We start from the raw sequence: 16073 nt of genomic DNA, 5'->3' as shown, positions 1-16073 counted from the left end.
TACATCACGCTGCGCTGTCGGGCACGCTGGGCTCGGAGAGCGATTCTCCGGCAACAACGCCCTTGCCGCCCGGCGCCCCCGCCGCGGCATCCTGACCGACGCCGACCCCTGCCCCCACCTTTGCCTCGGGGCGACGGATCAGCGTCGACGCTTTGATCACCAACGGCAGCAGCCCCACGCCGCCCGCATCGATGTGCTCGAAGAGGTGCCCACGCATGCGCGGCTCCCAGAACTTGTTGATGTGCGTCGCCACACCTTCGGCCTGCACATCCTCGGGCTGTGACAGGAAAAAGGTGGCGATCTGGTTCGCCATCCGGATGAGCTTCTCGTGCGTCTGGTCATGCGACATGGGCAATGGCTTTCGTGTTGATGCGATCCGCGCGTGTAAAGATCTCGAAATCATCCCCGCGTGCCAGCGCGACCAAGGTCATTCCCGCCTCCTCCGCCGTTCGCACAGCCAGTGCCGTCGGCGCAGATATGGCGATCAGGATCGGAGAGCCGAGGATGGCCGCTTTCTGGACCATCTCCACAGAAATCCGGCTCGTCACCGCCACGGCACCCGAGGCACCATCCAGGCCAAGAGCTGCGACGGCACCGATGAGCTTGTCGAGCGCGTTGTGCCGTCCGACATCTTCTCTGACGGCTACCAGACCACGGCCCGGCACAAAGAAACCGGCGCCGTGGACGGCACGTGTCTCGTGATGCAGCGGCTGGGACTTGTTGAGGCTTCGGACGGCATCGGAGATCTGATTACCCGTGAGTTTGAGCGAGAGCGTCGAGAGCTGCGGCACCGGGCGCATGGCTTGATCGATGGATTCGATGCCGCAAAGCCCGCAGCCCACAGGCCCGGCCATGTGTCGGCGACGCTGGCGCAGCGCCTCTTCCTTGTCCTCCGCCAGCGTGATCTGGACATCGAGCCCCTTAGCTTCCTCGACGACATCGATCCGCTCAATCTCGCTGATGGACGAGATTACGCTCTCCGTCAGGCTGAAGCCGCGTGCGAAGTCTTGCAGATCGGCCGGCGTTCCCATCATCACCGCATGCGTGGACCCGCCATAGGAGAGAGCAATCGGCACTTCTTCCGGCACGATCCGCATATCCTCGCGGATCCTGCCGTCTCGGCATGCGATCTCCTTCACAGCTGCTTTCGGCTCTAAACCCCGCACCCGCCAATCCTATTCCGCTGCTTCCATCTTCCCTACGATCCGACGGGACCGCCGGGTCAGCTCCTCGTAGTCCTGCTGCCACTCCGTCGGGCCATTTGATGGCGACACCTGGACGGCCGTGACCTTGTACTCGGGACAGTTGGTCGCCCAGTCGGAGAAGTCCGTGGTGATCACGTTGGCTTGCGTATCCGGATGGTGGAAGGTCGTGTAGACGACCCCGGGTGCCACGCGGTCGGTGATCAACGCGCGCAGCGTCGTGTCCCCCGCGCGGCTTGCAAGCTTGATCCGGTCGCCATCCTTGATGCCGCGCTGCTCCGCATCGTGCGGATGGATTTCAAGCCGGTCCTCGTCGTGCCAGACGACGTTCTCCGTCCGCCGGGTCTGAGCGCCGACATTGTACTGGCTGAGAATGCGCCCGGTGGTGAGCAGCAGCGGGAAGAGCGGCCCCGTCCGTTCGTCCGTTGCGACATATTCCGTGCGGATGAACTTGCCCTTCCCGCGAACGAACCCGTCGACATGCATGATGGGCGAGCCGACCGGATACTTCTCGTTGCAGGGCCACTGCACCGAACCCATCGTTTCGAGATAGTCGTAGGACACGCCGGCAAAGCTCGGCGTGGTGGCCGCGATCTCGTCCATGATCTGCGACGGGTGGGTGTAGGTCCAGTTGAGACCCATGGCCTGCGCCAGCTTCTGAGTCACTTCCCAGTCGGCATAGCCGTTCTTCGGGCTCATCACCTTGCGGACGCGGTTGATGCGGCGCTCGGCATTGGTGAACGTGCCGTCTTTCTCCAGGAAGGTCGACCCCGGAAGGAAGACGTGGGCATAGTTGGCCGTTTCGTTGAGGAAAAGGTCGTGGACCACGACGCATTCCATCGCGGCGAGACCGGCGGAGACGTGCTTGGTATCCGGATCGGACTGAAGGATATCTTCGCCCTGGATATAGATGCCCTTGAACGTACCCTCGACCGCCGCATCCAGCATGTTCGGAATGCGCAGACCCGGTTCGTTGTTCAGCGTAACGCCCCACATCTTCTCGAACGTGTCGCGCGTCGCATCGTCGGAGATGTGGCGATAGCCCGGCAGCTCGTGTGGGAAAGATCCCATGTCGCAGGAGCCCTGGACGTTGTTTTGCCCGCGCAGCGGGTTCACGCCGACGCCCGGACGCCCAATGTTTCCCGTCGCCATGGCAAGGTTGGCGATCGCCATGACCGTGGTCGAGCCCTGGCTGTGCTCGGTGACGCCGAGGCCGTAATAGATCGCCCCATTGCCGCCCTGGGCATATAGCCGCGCCGCGCCCCGAACGAGTTCCGCCGGCACGCCGGTGAATTTCTGCGTTTCCTCGGGGCTGTGCTGCGGCTCGGCAACGAAGGCCGCCCAATCCTGGAATTCCGACCAGTCGCAACGCTCGCGGATGAAGGCCTCGTCGAAGATGCCTTCGGTGACGATGACATGGGCAAGGGCCGTCAGAACGGCGACGTTGGTGCCGGGCTTCAGCGGCAGATGGTAGGTAGCCTCGACATGCGGCGTCTTGACGAGGTCGATGCGTCGCGGATCGATGACGATGAGCTTTGCGCCCTGGCGCAGCCGCTTTTTCAGGCGTGAGCCGAAGACGGGATGCCCATCCGTCGGATTGGCGCCGATAACCACAACCACGTCTGAATGCTCGACCGAGTCGAAGTTTTGAGTACCCGCCGACGTGCCGAAGGCCTGCCCGAGGCCGTAGCCGGTGGGCGAATGGCAGACACGGGCGCAGGTGTCGACGTTGTTGTTGCCGAAGCCGGCGCGGATCAGCTTCTGGACGAGGAAGGTCTCCTCATTGGTGCAGCGCGACGAGGTGATCCCGCCGATGGAGTCGCGGCCGTACTGGTATTGCAGCCGCTTGAACTCAGAGGCCACATGCGCGAACGCCTCTTCCCAGGTCACTTCCCGCCAGGGATCGGTGATCTTCTCGCGCACCATCGGGTTGAGGATGCGGTCCTTGTGGTTGGCATAGCCATAGGCAAACCGGCCCTTGACGCAGGAGTGGCCGCGGTTCGCCTGGCCGTCCTTGTAGGGCACCATGCGCACCAGTTCCTCCCCCCGCATCTCCGCCTTGAACGAACAGCCGACACCGCAATAGGCGCAGGTGGTAACCGCCGAATGCTCTGGCTGCCCAATTGCGATCACCGACTTTTCCGTCAGCGTCGCCGTTGGGCAAGCCTGAACGCAGGCGCCGCAGGAAACACATTCGGACTCGAGGAAATGCTCGTGCATGCCCGGCGACACGCGGCTGTCGAAGCCGCGGCCTTCTATCGTCAACGCGAAAGTGCCCTGCACCTCTTCGCAGGCGCGCACGCACCGTGAGCAGACGATGCACTTGGAGGGGTCGTAGGTGAAGTAAGGATTGGACTCGTCCTTCGGCATCCACTTGGCGTTGATCTCGCCGTTGTTGCGCGCCTTGATGTGATTGTCGCCCTCATAGCCGTAGCGAACATCCCGCAGTCCGACAGCGCCTGCCATGTCCTGCAGTTCACAATCGCCATTCGCTGCGCAGGTGAGACAGTCGAGTGGGTGATCGGAGATGTAGAGCTCCATCACGCCCTTGCGGATCTGCTTCAGCCGTCCCGTCTGCGTATGAACCACAAGCCCGGGTGCCACCGGCGTGGTGCAGGACGACGGGGTGCCGATCCGGCCGTCCACCTCGACGAGACAGAGCCGGCAGGAGCCGAAGGCATCCACCATGTCGGTGGCGCAGAGCTTCGGCACCTGAATGCCAGCTTCCATCGACGCTCGCATGATGGATGTCCCCGCGGGAACAGTGACTTCGCGACCGTCGATCGTAAGAGTGACCTGCGCTTCAGAGCGGGAAGCCGGGGTGCCGTAGTCGATTTCATGAATTAGGGACATCGTTCTTACTCCGCCGCTTCAACGAGGTGTGTTGGAGCAAAATCGTCCGGGAAATGCTTCATCGCGCTCATCACCGGATAGGGCGTGAAGCCGCCGAGGGCGCAGAGTGAGCCGAACTTCATCGTGTTGCAGAGGTCTGCAAGCAGCGCCTTGTTCTTCTCCGGCTCGATGCCCATAGCGATCTTGTCGGCCGTCTCGACGCCGCGGGTTGACCCGATGCGGCAGGGCGTGCACTTGCCGCAGCTTTCGATCGCGCAGAATTCCATGGCGAAGCGCGCCTGCTTCAGCATGTCGGCCGTCTCGTCGAACACGACCACGCCCGCATGGCCGATCAGTCCGTCTTTCGCTGCGAACGCCTCATAATCGAATAGTGTGTCGAAGAGAGCCCGTGGGAAGTAGGCGCCCAGCGGCCCACCGACCTGCACAGCCTTCACCGGACGTCCGGTTGCGGTCCCTCCGCCGATCTCTTCGACAATCTGCCCAAGCGTCAGCCCAAATGCCGTTTCGAACAATCCACCGTATTTGACGTTGCCGGCGATCTGGATCGGGATCGTCCCGCGCGACCGGCCCATGCCGAAGTCGCGGTAGAAGGCGGCGCCTCGATCCATGATGACGGGCACCGAGGCGAGCGAAATGACGTTGTTGACGACTGTCGGGCGGCCGAGAAAGCCTTGCAGCGCCGGAAGCGGCGGCTTGGCCCGGACGATGCCGCGTTTGCCTTCGAGCGAATTGAGAAGCGACGTCTCCTCGCCGCAGACATAGGCGCCGGCGCCGGCGCGGACCTCCATGTCGAACGCATGACCGGACCCCATGACCGATGGGCCGAGGAAGCCCCCGCCGCGTGCAATCTCGATCGCCTCGTTCATCGTCTGGATGGCGTGCGGATATTCGGAACGGGTGTAGAGGTAACCCTTCGTCGCGCCCGTGGCGAGACCAGCAATGATCATGCCCTCGATGAGCACGAACGGATCGCCCTCCATGATCATCCGGTCGGCGAAGGTGCCGCTATCGCCCTCGTCGGCGTTGCAGACGATGTACTTCTGCGGGCCCGGGGCATCGGCAACCGTCTTCCACTTGATGCCGGTGGGGAAGCCTGCGCCGCCACGACCGCGCAACCCGCTGTCGGTCACCTCCTGCACAATTTCCGGCGGGGTCATCGAGAGCGCCCGCTCCAGACCCTTGAGGCCCTGATACTGGCGGTAGTCATCCAGCGAGAGGGGATCGGTCACGCCGCATCGAGCGAAGGTCAGGCGGGTCTGCTGACGAAGGAAGGGAATTTCCTTCGTCAGCCCGAGACAGAGAGGATGCGCGCCACCGGTCAGGAACCCGGCCTCAAAGAGACCGGGCACGTCCCTCGCCTTCACCGGCCCATAGGCGACCCGGCCCTCGCTTGTCCGCACCTCGACCAGAGGCTCGAGCCAAAGCATGCCACGCGAGCCGTTGCGCACGATCCTGGCATCGATGCCGCGGGCGGCAATTTCCCGTGAGATGGCATCCGCAACCTTGTCGGCGCCAAGCGCGAGTGCCGCCGCGTCGCGGGGTACGAAAATCATGACGGTCATCGGCGCACCTCCGCAACAATTTCGGCAAGACAGTCTGCGTCGACGCGACCATAGACCTCGTCATCGAGCATGGCTGCCGGAGCGCAGGCGCACAGTCCGAGACAATAGGCGGGCTCCAGTGTGACCGCACCATCCAGCGTCGTCTGGTGGAAATCGATCCCGAGCAACTGCCGCACGCGATTGGCTACCGCGTCAGCGCCCATGGACTGACAGGCTTCGGCCCGACAGAGCTTCAAGGTGTGCCGCCCAGCCGGCGCATCACGAAAGTCGTGGTAGAACGTAACGACGCCATGAACTTCGGCGCGCGAGAGATTGAGCTCGTCGGCGATCACCGGCTTCACCTCTTCCGGGATGAATCCGAACTCGTGCTGCATAGCATGCAGGATCGGCAGCATCGGTCCTTCGAGATGCTTGCGCTCTCGAATGATCGAAAGAGCGCGCTCGGCATAGATGCCGCCGGCCACGTGCACATTCATATTTAAGCCTCCCGCTGAAGGATGCAATCCCATTGCATCCTTCCGACGCGTCTACGCGTCCACTGTATGCACAGTGTGAATCTCGGCCTGCGGGCGGTCAATAAAGGTGTTTCGTTACGCGATAGAAAAAACCTATCAAACCAGATCGGTAGGTTTAAGGGCACGTGCCTGATGGAGAAGTGCGGAGACGAGAGGCGTAAATGGTTCTCGGTGCGTGGCGACAAGCCCGACGATATGGCTCGCCTCCGGCTCGACGATCGGTATCATCCTGATCTGCTTTGCAAATCCGAAGGATTTTGCCACGTTGCGCGGCATGATGCTCGCCCATTGGCCAGTCCCTACGTGCGACAAGAGCACAACCATCGAGTTTGATTCCAGAGTCGGCTTCACCGTCACGCCCGCGTCCGCAAGATGCTGGTTGATGATGCGCCGGTTCTGCATGTCCGGGGTCAATAGGCAAAGCCGAACGTCGGCCATCTCGTGCCAGGTCACGGAGTCGCGATCCGCGTAAGGTGTCCCTTCGGCCGTCACCAGCGTGTATCGCTCTGCATACAAGGGCACGCTTGTCACTCTCCCCAGCGGCTCGTTGTCGAGATAGGTGATGCCGGCATCGATCTCGAAATTGTCGAGCTGGCTCAAGACCTGCAGCGAATTTCGGGAGACCACGGAGAAGGTGACATCAGGATGCTTCGCCTGGAACGGCTCCGTCAGGCGCGGGATCATTGCAAGAGCGGTGGGGATGGCAGCAAGGCGGATATGGCCTGAGAGACCGGTCTTGGCTGCGCGCATCTCTTCGCGCATGGTCCTTGCATCGCCGACGATCCGCTTGGCCCATTCCAGAACGCGCTGGCCTTCCGGGGTCAGCCCCTGGTATCTGGACCCGCGCACCACGAGCACGACGCCCAGGTGATCCTCGAGCTGCCGGATCGCTGCGGAGAGGGAGGGCTGCGATATGCCGCTTTCCTCCGCGGCTCGGCCGAAATGACCTTCGCGCGCGAGCGTAATAAAGAACTCCAGCTTGTCGATCATGAGTGTCTGCTCCCTTGCGCAGAGAACAGCAAGCCGCTGCCAAGAAGGCAACAAAAAAGGCGACCAGAGGCCGCCTTCAAGAAATGCATCTCAATCAGATTTACGCTGGCAGGATTGCACCGTTCAGGTTAGTGAGCTCATTCAGATACTGCTCGAGCTTGGTCTTGTGCTCGTGATCCGTCGCAGCACCGGCATCCGCCTGCGCTGCTTCGATGCGCGCCTGCAGCGTTTCCCGCGTCACGTCCGACAGCGGCAGAGCCGATTCGGCCAGAACCGTGCAGCCGGTCGGCAGGATGTCGGCGAAACCGCCGAAGACGACGTATTTGCTCTCCTGACCCGAGGCCAGCTTCACCGTGACGACGCCCGGCCTGATGGTGGTCATCGTCAGCGCATGATTGCCAAGAACCGTCATCTCGCCCAGCGTCGCCGGGATTACGACTTCGGTGACCTTTTCCGACAGGAGAAGGCGCTCCGGAGAAACGAGTTCGAAATTGAAGGCGTCAGCCATGTCGGTTCACTTCTTCACGTGTTGCGTGCAATGGCGCGCCATTTTCACGGCGCGCCCGCTTTGAAAGAGCTTAGGCAGCAGCTGCCAGCTTCTTTGCCTTTTCCATGGCCTCTTCGATGGAACCAACCATGTAGAAGGCGGCTTCCGGAAGATGATCGTACTCGCCGTTGACGAGACCCTTGAAGCCCTTGATCGTGTCTTCGAGAGCAACCAGCTTGCCCGGCGAACCGGTGAAGACTTCGGCAACGAAGAACGGCTGCGACAGGAAGCGCTCGATCTTACGCGCACGAGCAACCGTCAGCTTGTCGTCTTCAGACAGTTCGTCCATCCCGAGGATGGCGATGATGTCCTGCAGCGACTTGTAGCGCTGCAGCGTCGTCTGGACCTTACGAGCGACGTCGTAGTGCTCTTCGCCGACGATCATCGGGTCGAGCATGCGCGACGTGGAGTCGAGCGGGTCAACGGCCGGGTAGATGCCCTTTTCGGCGATCGAACGGGACAGAACCGTCGTTGCGTCCAGGTGGGCGAATGAGGTTGCCGGTGCCGGGTCGGTCAAGTCGTCGGCCGGAACATAGATGGCCTGAACCGAGGTGATCGAACCCTTGGTCGTGGTCGTGATGCGCTCCTGCATCGCGCCCATGTCGGTCGCGAGCGTCGGCTGGTAACCAACGGCCGAAGGAATACGTCCGAGCAGAGCCGACACTTCCGAACCCGCTTGGGTGAAGCGGAAGATGTTGTCGACGAAGAAAAGAACGTCCTGGCCCTTGTCGCGGAAGTCTTCAGCGATCGTCAGACCTGTCAGGGCGACGCGCGCGCGCGCACCTGGAGGCTCATTCATCTGGCCGTAGACGAGGGCAGCCTTGGAGCCTTCGCCGCCGCCGTGCTTGTTCACGCCGGACTCGATCATTTCGTGGTAAAGGTCGTTACCTTCACGCGTACGCTCGCCGACGCCGGCGAACACGGAGTAGCCGCCGTGCGCCTTTGCGACGTTGTTGATCAGTTCCATGATGAGAACGGTCTTGCCGACGCCGGCGCCCCCGAAGAGGCCGATCTTACCGCCCTTGGCGTAAGGAGCAAGCAGATCGACAACCTTGATGCCGGTGACAAGGATCTGCGCTTCCGTCGACTGCTCGACGTAGGCCGGAGCTTCCTGGTGGATGGCGCGAAGAGCGCTAGTGTCCAGCGGGCCGGCTTCATCGACGGGCTCGCCGATGACGTTCATGATGCGGCCGAGCGTCTGCTCGCCGACCGGAACGGAGATCGGAGCGCCCGTGTTCTTCACCTGCTGGCCGCGAACGAGGCCTTCGGTGGAGTCCATGGCGATGGTGCGGACCTGGTTTTCACCAAGGTGCTGTGCGACTTCCAGAACAAGGCGGACGCCGTTGTTCTCGGTTTCCAGCGCGTTCAGGATCGGCGGCAGTTCGCCGTCGAAGGAGACGTCCACGACAGCGCCGATCACCTGCGTTACTTTGCCGACGGAGGTGCCGGCGTCCAGGGTAGCTGCGATAGCCATTATTCTTACCCTCTTTCCTTATCTCAGAGCGCTTCCGCGCCCGAAATGATTTCAATGAGTTCCTTGGTGATCTGCGCCTGACGCTGGCGGTTGTACGAAAGCGTCAGCTTGTTGATCATCTCACCGGCATTGCGCGTTGCATTGTCCATTGCAGACATTTGCGCGCCATAGAAGGATGCGTTGTTCTCGAGGAGAGCCCGGAAGATCTGCACGGCGACATTGCGCGGCAGAAGGTCTTCGAGGATTTCCTCTTCGCTCGGCTCGTATTCGTAAAGCGCCGCAGATCCATTCGCAGCCTCGGCGTCGTCGAACTTCGCCGGGATGATCTGCTGTGCGGTTGCCACCTGCGCGATGACCGACTGGAACCGTGCATAAAACAGCGTTGCGACGTCGAACTCGCCCTTGCTGTAAAGCTCGAGAACGCGACGCGCGACATCATCGGCGTTGGCGAAGCTGAGCTGCTTCACTTCGCGGAAGGTGACGTAGTCGACAATGTTCTCCTTGAACGTCCGGCGAAGGATGTCATTGCCCTTGCGTCCGACGGTCAGGATCTTCACCGTCTTGCCTTGTGCCAGCAGCTTGAGGGCGTGCTCGCGGGCAAGACGAATGATGGACGAGTTGAAGCCGCCGGCCAAGCCGCGCTCACCCGTGGCCACTACGAGAAGATGAACCTGGTCCTTGCCGGTGCCCGACAGAAGCAAGGGAGCCTCTGCGTTGCCGGCGTTGGCGGCCGAAAGGCTCGCCAGCACCTTGTTCATGCGTTCCGCGTAGGGACGAGCAGCCTCGGCCGCCTCCTGCGCACGGCGCAGCTTCGCCGCGGCGACCATTTTCATCGCCTTGGTGATCTTCTGCGTCGCCTTGACGGAGGCGATCCGGTTCTTCAGATCCTTAAGTGAAGGCATCCGTTATCGGTCCCCTAGGGGTTAGTGTTCGGTCTCAGGCGAAGGACTTGGCGTAGGCGTCGAGCGCCGCCTTCAGCTTTGCCTTCACGTCGTCCGACAGGGCCTTTTCGGTGCGGATCGCATCGAGAACATCCTTGCCTTCGGAGCGCATATAGGTCAGCAGACCCTGCTCGAACTTCCCGACATCGCCAACCGGGATCTTGTCCAGGTAGCCGTTGACGCCTGCGAAGATCACCGCAACCTGCTCTTCCGTCTTCAGCGGCGAGAACTGCGGCTGCTTCAGGAGTTCCGTCAGGCGTGCACCGCGGTTGAGGAGGCGCTGCGTCGAGGCATCGAGGTCGGAGCCGAACTGCGCGAACGCAGCCATTTCGCGATACTGAGCAAGCTCGCCCTTGATCGAGCCGGCAACCTGCTTCATCGCCTTGACCTGTGCGGCAGAACCGACGCGCGAAACCGACAGACCAACGTTCACGGCCGGGCGGATACCCTGGTAGAACAGGTCGGTCTCGAGGAAGATCTGGCCGTCGGTGATCGAGATGACGTTGGTCGGAATGAAGGCAGAAACGTCATTACCCTGCGTTTCGATGACCGGCAGAGCCGTCAGCGAACCGGCGCCGCGCTCGTCGGAGAGCTTTGCAGCGCGCTCGAGAAGACGCGAGTGCAGGTAGAAAACGTCGCCCGGATACGCTTCGCGGCCCGGCGGGCGGCGCAGAAGCAGCGACATCTGACGGTAAGCGACGGCCTGCTTGGAAAGGTCGTCGTATGCGATCAGGGCGTGCTGGCCGTTGTCACGGAAGTATTCGCCCATGGCGCAGCCGGCGAACGGCGCGAGGTACTGCATCGGAGCCGGGTCGGAAGCGGTTGCTGCAACGATGATCGAGTACTGCAGAGCGCCGCGCTCTTCCAGGACCTTCACGAACTGAGCAACGGTCGAACGCTTCTGGCCGATGGCAACATACACGCAGTAGAGCTTGTCGTTGTCCGGGCCGTTGTCGTGGATCGGTTTCTGGTTGAGGAAGGTGTCGAGAATGATGGCGGTCTTGCCGGTCTGGCGGTCGCCGATGACGAGCTCGCGCTGGCCACGGCCAACCGGGATCAGGGCATCGATAGCCTTCAGGCCCGTCGACATCGGCTCGTGAACCGACTTGCGCGGAATGATGCCGGGAGCCTTGACGTCGACGCGCGCACGGCGGGTCGAATTAATCGGGCCCTTGCCGTCGATCGGATTGCCGAGCGCGTCGACGACGCGACCGAGCAGTTCCGGACCAACTGGAACGTCAACGATGGCGCCGGTCCGCTTTACGGTGTCGCCTTCCTTGATCTCGCGGTCGGAGCCGAAGACAACCACGCCGACGTTGTCGGCTTCGAGGTTGAGGGCCATGCCGCGCACGCCGCCCGGGAACTCGACCATTTCGCCGGCCTGGATGTTGTCCAGACCATAGACGCGGGCGATACCATCACCAACGGAAAGCACTTGGCCAACTTCGGAAACCTCAGCCTCTTGGCCGAAGTTCTTGATTTGATCTTTCAGAATTGCGGAAATTTCCGCGGCGCGGATATCCATCAGCCAACCTCTTTCAGTGCAAGCTTAAGGGTGGAAAGTTTGGTGCGAAGAGACGTGTCGATCTGACGCGACCCGACCTTGACGATCAGACCACCAAGGAGTGAGGGATCGACCTTGACGGCGACGACCACGTCCTTGCCAGTGACGCCCTTCAGCGCCGACTTGAGTTCTTGTTCCTGGGCCGGCGTCAACGCGTGAGCGGACGTCACATCGGCCGTAACTTCACCGCGATGAGCGGCAGCGATCTGGCGGAATGCCTGGACCATACCGGGAAGAGCGAAAAGACGACGATTGGCTGCAACAACCCTGAGGAAGTTGCCGACCATGCCACGGATGCCGGCCTTGTCGGCGACAGCCGAAATCGCACGCACCTGTTCGTCGGCGGCAAAGACCGGGCTCCGGACGAGCCGGCGCAGGTCTTCGCTTTCGTCCATCATGGCCTGGAACCGATCGAGATCCGCACCCACGGCGTCAATCGAACCAGCCTCGACGGCGAGCTCGAAAAGCGAAGATGCATAGCGCTCTGCTACACCGGAAATCATCTGGGACGTGTCAGCCACGGGCACAGTTTCCCTTGATTGTCATCAAGCGCCGGACCTCCTTGCGGGAGATCGCTAAGCTCTTGCGATCATTTGTTATTTTTTGAAATCAACCAGCTTTTTCGCTGGCCCCTTCAGACTTTCGCGGTTCGTCTAGCATAGGATCCAGGGACTCGCAACACGGCAGATAGGCTAAAACGCCTTGCCTCCAAGGGCTTGAACCGATTTTATGACGAAGTCGCGACAAATCCCGCCGGCGCTGGTATCCGACCCCGTCACAAATAACCAAAGACATAGCCGATCGGCAGTGCCGCCAGCACGACCTGCAGAACGAGCACCAGCACATTGCGTGCAGTGCGGCCGCGGTCCAGAAGAAGCGAGAGGATCCGTCCGAACGCCGCCAGAGCGAGCGCACTTCCCAGCATCAGGTAGGTGAAATCCTGCGCCAGCGCGAGCGCCGAAAGGCCGAGGCCCAGATGCAGTCCTCCCACGGAGCGGGTGGCGCCAAACCCTTCCGAGGCGATCTGACCGGTGACAAAGCCGCCGGCCCGAAGGACAGGCGCAGGAAAGAGCAGCGCCAAGAGACCGAAGACCGCCACGGCGAGTGCCGAAAGGAAGGCCAGCTGTTCGGGTAGCTCTGCCGGGAAATACAGTTCCAAAGGTCTCTCCTGCTGCATCGTGTGACCGCTCGATTACCAGCGGCAAAGAGTTTTTCAAAGGAAGCTTTGCGGATCGATATCGATCTGGACGTGCACTGTCCCCCTGACCTTCGGCCCCTGCGACACCATCTTCTTCAGGAAGTCCTGCATCTCCGACGTCCGGCGACCATGGACGAGAAGCCGGAATCGATGTCGTCCCCGCACAAGGGCAAGTGGCGCTTCTGCCGGTCCAAGCACGGAGATCCCGGAGACAGGCGGAGCGGCGGCACGCAAGGCCCGGGCATGGGCTTCTGCATCCGCACGCGTCTCCGCCGAAACGATGACGGAAGCAAGCCGCCCAAAGGGTGGTAGGATCGCCCGTTCCCGCTCCGTGATCTCTCGCTCGTAGAAGGCGCCTGGATCGCCGGAGACGATCGCCTGCATCACCGGATGCTGCGGCTGGTATGTCTGAAGCAGGCCGTGGCTCTTCAAGCCGGTTCGTCCTGCACGGCCGGTCACCTGGTTCAGCAGCTGGAACGTCCGCTCCGCCGCCCGGGGGTCGCCGTTCGCCAGGCCGAGATCCGCATCAACGATCCCCACCAGCGTCATCAGCGGAAAGTTATGACCCTTCGCCACCAGCTGGGTGCCGATCACGATGTCGGCATCACCCCTGGCGATGGCTTCCAGCTCCAGCCGCAAACGCTTCACCCCCCCCAGCAGATCGGAGGACATCACGATCGTGCGGGCGTCCGGAAAATGCCTCTCCACCTCCTCAGCAATGCGTTCGACCCCTGGCCCGCAGGCAACAAGATGATCGAACGTTCCGCATTCGGGGCACGCTTCCGGCGTGGGTTCGCTATAGCCGCACTGATGGCACTGGATCTGGTTACGGAACCGATGTTCCACAAGCCAGCTGGAGCATTGCCGGCACTGGAAGCGATGACCGCAGACCCGGCAGAGCGTCAGCGGCGCATAGCCTCGCCGGTTGAGAAAAAGCAGCGACTGCTGGCCGCGTTCGATCGTCTTGCCGATGGCGCGCAGCAGCACCGGTGAAAGGAAGCCGCCGCGTTCTGGCGGATGACGCCGCATGTCGACGAGATGAAGATCCGGCAGGGCCGCTTCGCCGAAACGGGTCGGCAGATGGACGAGATGGTACCGCCCCGCCTGAGCATTGACCTGACTCTCAACCGACGGCGTGGCGGACACAAGCACAACTGGGAAATCGCCGATGCGCGCCCGCACCACCGCCATGTCGCGCGCATTATAGAAGACCCGGTCCTCCTGCTTGTAGGCAGGGTCGTGCTCTTCGTCTACGATGATGAGGCCGAGGTTCTCGAACGGCAGGAAAAGCGCCGAGCGCGCGCCCGCGACCACCTGCACCTCGCCGGTGACGATGCCCCGCCAGACCTTCTCGCGGATTCGGGGCGAAAGATCCGAATGCCACTCCCCCGGCTTTGCGCCGAAGCGATCCTGAAACCTCTCCAGGAAGCTGGAGGTCAGGGCGATTTCCGGCAAGAGGATCAGCACCTGCTTCCGTTGCCGCAAGGTCTCCGCAATTGCCTCGAAATAGACCTCCGTCTTGCCCGATCCTGTGACGCCATCAATCAGCGATGACGAGAATCCGCCCTGCTTCACGAGATCCACGATTTCGCGAGCAGCCTCCTTCTGCGGCCCCTCGATCCGGGGTGCGGTATAGTCAGGGTCCGGCTTCGCCACGACCGGCGGCGGAGGAAGGAAGACGGTCTCGAACAGCCCCTGCTGTGTCAGCCCGTCGATGACACTCGTTGAGACACCCGCAGCGTGCGCGAGGCCCATCCGGGTCCACGGTAGGTCCTCGTCGACCTGCTGAAGAACCCTCGCCCGGGCCGGCGTCATCCGCTCCGGCTGACCGCCCACATAACGAAGGCCTTCGATCATCGGCTCCGGCTCGAGTGCAGCAGGCGCGCGGATCGCCATTCTCGCCACCAGCCCCGGCGGCGACAGCGTGTAGCCTGCGACCCACTCTATGAAGCGGCGCATCTCGGCCGACAGCGGCGGGCAGTCGAAAGCGAGCGTAATCGGCCGCAGTTTCTTCGGATCGAGCTTGTCGTCATTGTCGCCGTCCCAGACGACGCCGATCACCTGACGGGGACCGAGTGGAACCTGCACAACGGAGCCCGCCTCGACATGCATGCCTTCCGGCACGGCATAGCTGTAAGGACCCGGCGCCGGTAGTGGCACCAGGACAGGAACAACCTGTCTGACCGGCGGTGTGTCGAACAGCGCGCCAAAGAGATTGGTCGAATCTGCGCTCATGCGGCGGGACCTTGCCCCGAAGCGGAACAAAAGGAAACCGGAGATTTCGTCCAGTTAAGACTGCTACTGATTGGTGAAGACTGCGTCGCTGTCGGCTGCGAGTTCAAAGACCGTATGGTTCTCGATCGCCTTGGTCACATCAGAGAGGTCGCCTTCCAACTGCTCCGGCTGGATCATCTGCCCGACCGTCACGTCAAACCGATTACCCTTCTTGTTGAGCAGCTCGTAGAACACGGTCATATCACGCAGCTCGGTTGACCACTTGGCGAACCAGTAGAAGAGGCCTGAATTGCGAGCACGCATGTGTATTGGCAGGATCGGCAGGTTGTATTTCTTCGCAAGCCCCACCGCGGACGTCTTCCACGGACGCTCGTTCAGTTTGCCGTTCTCCCAATAGGCGATACGCCCTGAGGGAAACAGCACCATGACCTTGCCGTCCTCTACCGTCTTATTGGTCAGGACAAGCGTCTCGCGCGTCTTAAGCTTGCTCTTGTGCTCCTCCCGCCATTCGACCGGAATGATCATCTCGGCGAAGCGGGGATTGACCCGGATCGCGTCCCGGTTAGCGAATACCATCATGTCCGGCCGGGTGCTCTTCAAGAGGTCGAAGACGGCGAGGCCGTCGGCGATCCCGGTCGGGTGATTGCTGACGAGGATGAAGCCGCCGGATGCCGGGATCCGCTCGGCATTCGTCACGCGCACATCAAGCTTCAGGATGTTGCTCAGATACTCGAATGACTGCAGCCCGGGCAGGGCCGCAATATCGTTGGCAAACTCTATCGCCCGATCATAGCGAAGCAGCGTATAAAGGAACGGCCTCATCACCGGCCACAGCGGATGGTTGACAATCCGCTCACCCCGCTCAGCAATGAGGGTGTCGACGATGTGACCGGGTTTACCTTGCGAAACGAGGGAAACTGCTTCGGCAAAATGTCCCAGCGGGGACATTGAATCGCGGCGCGCCATACAAACTCCTGCAGCCAGGATTGGGG

The 16073-nt window shown here is 61.9% G+C and carries 14 protein-coding genes; all 14 read right to left on the bottom strand.

Translation table 11 applies throughout. From position 1 onward, the window contains the following. Positions 1–4 precede the first annotated feature (4 nt). Positions 5–349: a formate dehydrogenase subunit delta gene (locus tag MUU54_RS15565; protein WP_247244951.1), complete on the bottom strand. Its 345-nt coding sequence runs from the start codon at positions 347–349 to the stop codon at positions 5–7. Further along, on the bottom strand, positions 339–1166 hold the full coding sequence (fdhD, locus tag MUU54_RS15560) for a formate dehydrogenase accessory sulfurtransferase FdhD (protein ID WP_376742106.1): 828 nt from the start codon (positions 1164–1166) through the stop codon (positions 339–341). The genes MUU54_RS15565 and fdhD overlap by 11 nt, the downstream gene beginning before the upstream one ends. 9 nt (positions 1167–1175) lie before the next feature. Further along, on the bottom strand, positions 1176–4055 hold the full coding sequence (gene fdhF / locus MUU54_RS15555; RefSeq protein ID WP_247244949.1) for a formate dehydrogenase subunit alpha: 2880 nt from the start codon (positions 4053–4055) through the stop codon (positions 1176–1178). 5 nt (positions 4056–4060) lie between these two features. Further along, on the bottom strand, positions 4061–5617 hold the full coding sequence (locus tag MUU54_RS15550; RefSeq protein WP_247244948.1) for a formate dehydrogenase beta subunit: 1557 nt from the start codon (positions 5615–5617) through the stop codon (positions 4061–4063). Next, a complete protein-coding gene (locus MUU54_RS15545; protein ID WP_247244947.1) occupies positions 5614–6093 on the bottom strand; it encodes a formate dehydrogenase subunit gamma in 480 nt (159 codons plus the stop codon). The genes MUU54_RS15550 and MUU54_RS15545 overlap by 4 nt, the downstream gene beginning before the upstream one ends. Positions 6094–6228: 135 nt before the next feature. Next, a complete protein-coding gene (locus MUU54_RS15540; protein WP_247244946.1) occupies positions 6229–7122 on the bottom strand; it encodes a LysR family transcriptional regulator in 894 nt (297 codons plus the stop codon). Between the two features lie 100 nt (positions 7123–7222). After that, positions 7223–7630, bottom strand: coding sequence for a F0F1 ATP synthase subunit epsilon (locus MUU54_RS15535; RefSeq protein ID WP_247244945.1), 408 nt, complete (start codon positions 7628–7630; stop codon positions 7223–7225). A gap of 70 nt (positions 7631–7700) precedes the next feature. Further along, the gene (gene atpD / locus MUU54_RS15530; protein WP_247244944.1) at positions 7701–9143 is read right to left on the bottom strand and encodes a F0F1 ATP synthase subunit beta; all 1443 of its coding nucleotides are present in this window, start codon (positions 9141–9143) and stop codon (positions 7701–7703) included. 23 nt (positions 9144–9166) lie between these two features. Continuing rightward, the gene (locus MUU54_RS15525; RefSeq protein WP_247244943.1) at positions 9167–10045 is read right to left on the bottom strand and encodes a F0F1 ATP synthase subunit gamma; all 879 of its coding nucleotides are present in this window, start codon (positions 10043–10045) and stop codon (positions 9167–9169) included. Between the two features lie 34 nt (positions 10046–10079). Further along, entirely contained in the window at positions 10080–11609 is a 1530-nt protein-coding gene (gene atpA, locus MUU54_RS15520; protein WP_247244942.1) for a F0F1 ATP synthase subunit alpha, read from the bottom strand. Further along, entirely contained in the window at positions 11609–12175 is a 567-nt protein-coding gene (locus MUU54_RS15515) for a F0F1 ATP synthase subunit delta (RefSeq protein WP_247244941.1), read from the bottom strand. Before MUU54_RS15515 ends, atpA begins: the two co-directional genes overlap by 1 nt. A 248-nt stretch (positions 12176–12423) precedes the next feature. After that, the gene (locus tag MUU54_RS15510) at positions 12424–12807 is read right to left on the bottom strand and encodes an AGROH133_08824 family phage infection protein (RefSeq protein ID WP_247244940.1); all 384 of its coding nucleotides are present in this window, start codon (positions 12805–12807) and stop codon (positions 12424–12426) included. A 54-nt stretch (positions 12808–12861) separates the two neighbouring features. Then, on the bottom strand, positions 12862–15081 hold the full coding sequence (locus MUU54_RS15505; RefSeq protein WP_247244939.1) for a primosomal protein N': 2220 nt from the start codon (positions 15079–15081) through the stop codon (positions 12862–12864). Between the two features lie 63 nt (positions 15082–15144). Then, positions 15145–16047, bottom strand: a complete 903-nt coding sequence (locus MUU54_RS15500; RefSeq protein ID WP_247244938.1) for a lysophospholipid acyltransferase family protein — start codon at positions 16045–16047, stop codon at positions 15145–15147. Between the last annotated feature and the right edge of the window lie 26 nt (positions 16048–16073).

The organism is Pseudorhizobium tarimense, from assembly GCF_022968135.1.
Classification (GTDB): Bacteria; Pseudomonadota; Alphaproteobacteria; order Rhizobiales; family Rhizobiaceae; genus Neorhizobium; species Neorhizobium tarimense.
This window is presented reverse-complemented; position numbering and strand designations above follow the sequence as displayed.

Coding starts and splice junctions, on each gene's coding strand:
- MUU54_RS15565 (WP_247244951.1), bottom strand. CDS start 349: ATGTCGCATGACCAGACGCACGAGAAGCTCATCCGGATGGCGAACCAG.
- fdhF (WP_247244949.1), bottom strand. CDS start 4,055: ATGTCCCTAATTCATGAAATCGACTACGGCACCCCGGCTTCCCGCTCT.
- MUU54_RS15550 (WP_247244948.1), bottom strand. CDS start 5,617: ATGACCGTCATGATTTTCGTACCCCGCGACGCGGCGGCACTCGCGCTT.
- MUU54_RS15545 (WP_247244947.1), bottom strand. CDS start 6,093: ATGAATGTGCACGTGGCCGGCGGCATCTATGCCGAGCGCGCTCTTTCG.
- MUU54_RS15540 (WP_247244946.1), bottom strand. CDS start 7,122: ATGATCGACAAGCTGGAGTTCTTTATTACGCTCGCGCGCGAAGGTCAT.
- MUU54_RS15535 (WP_247244945.1), bottom strand. CDS start 7,630: ATGGCTGACGCCTTCAATTTCGAACTCGTTTCTCCGGAGCGCCTTCTC.
- atpD (WP_247244944.1), bottom strand. CDS start 9,143: ATGGCTATCGCAGCTACCCTGGACGCCGGCACCTCCGTCGGCAAAGTA.
- MUU54_RS15525 (WP_247244943.1), bottom strand. CDS start 10,045: ATGCCTTCACTTAAGGATCTGAAGAACCGGATCGCCTCCGTCAAGGCG.
- atpA (WP_247244942.1), bottom strand. CDS start 11,609: ATGGATATCCGCGCCGCGGAAATTTCCGCAATTCTGAAAGATCAAATC.
- MUU54_RS15505 (WP_247244939.1), bottom strand. CDS start 15,081: ATGAGCGCAGATTCGACCAATCTCTTTGGCGCGCTGTTCGACACACCG.
- MUU54_RS15500 (WP_247244938.1), bottom strand. CDS start 16,047: ATGGCGCGCCGCGATTCAATGTCCCCGCTGGGACATTTTGCCGAAGCA.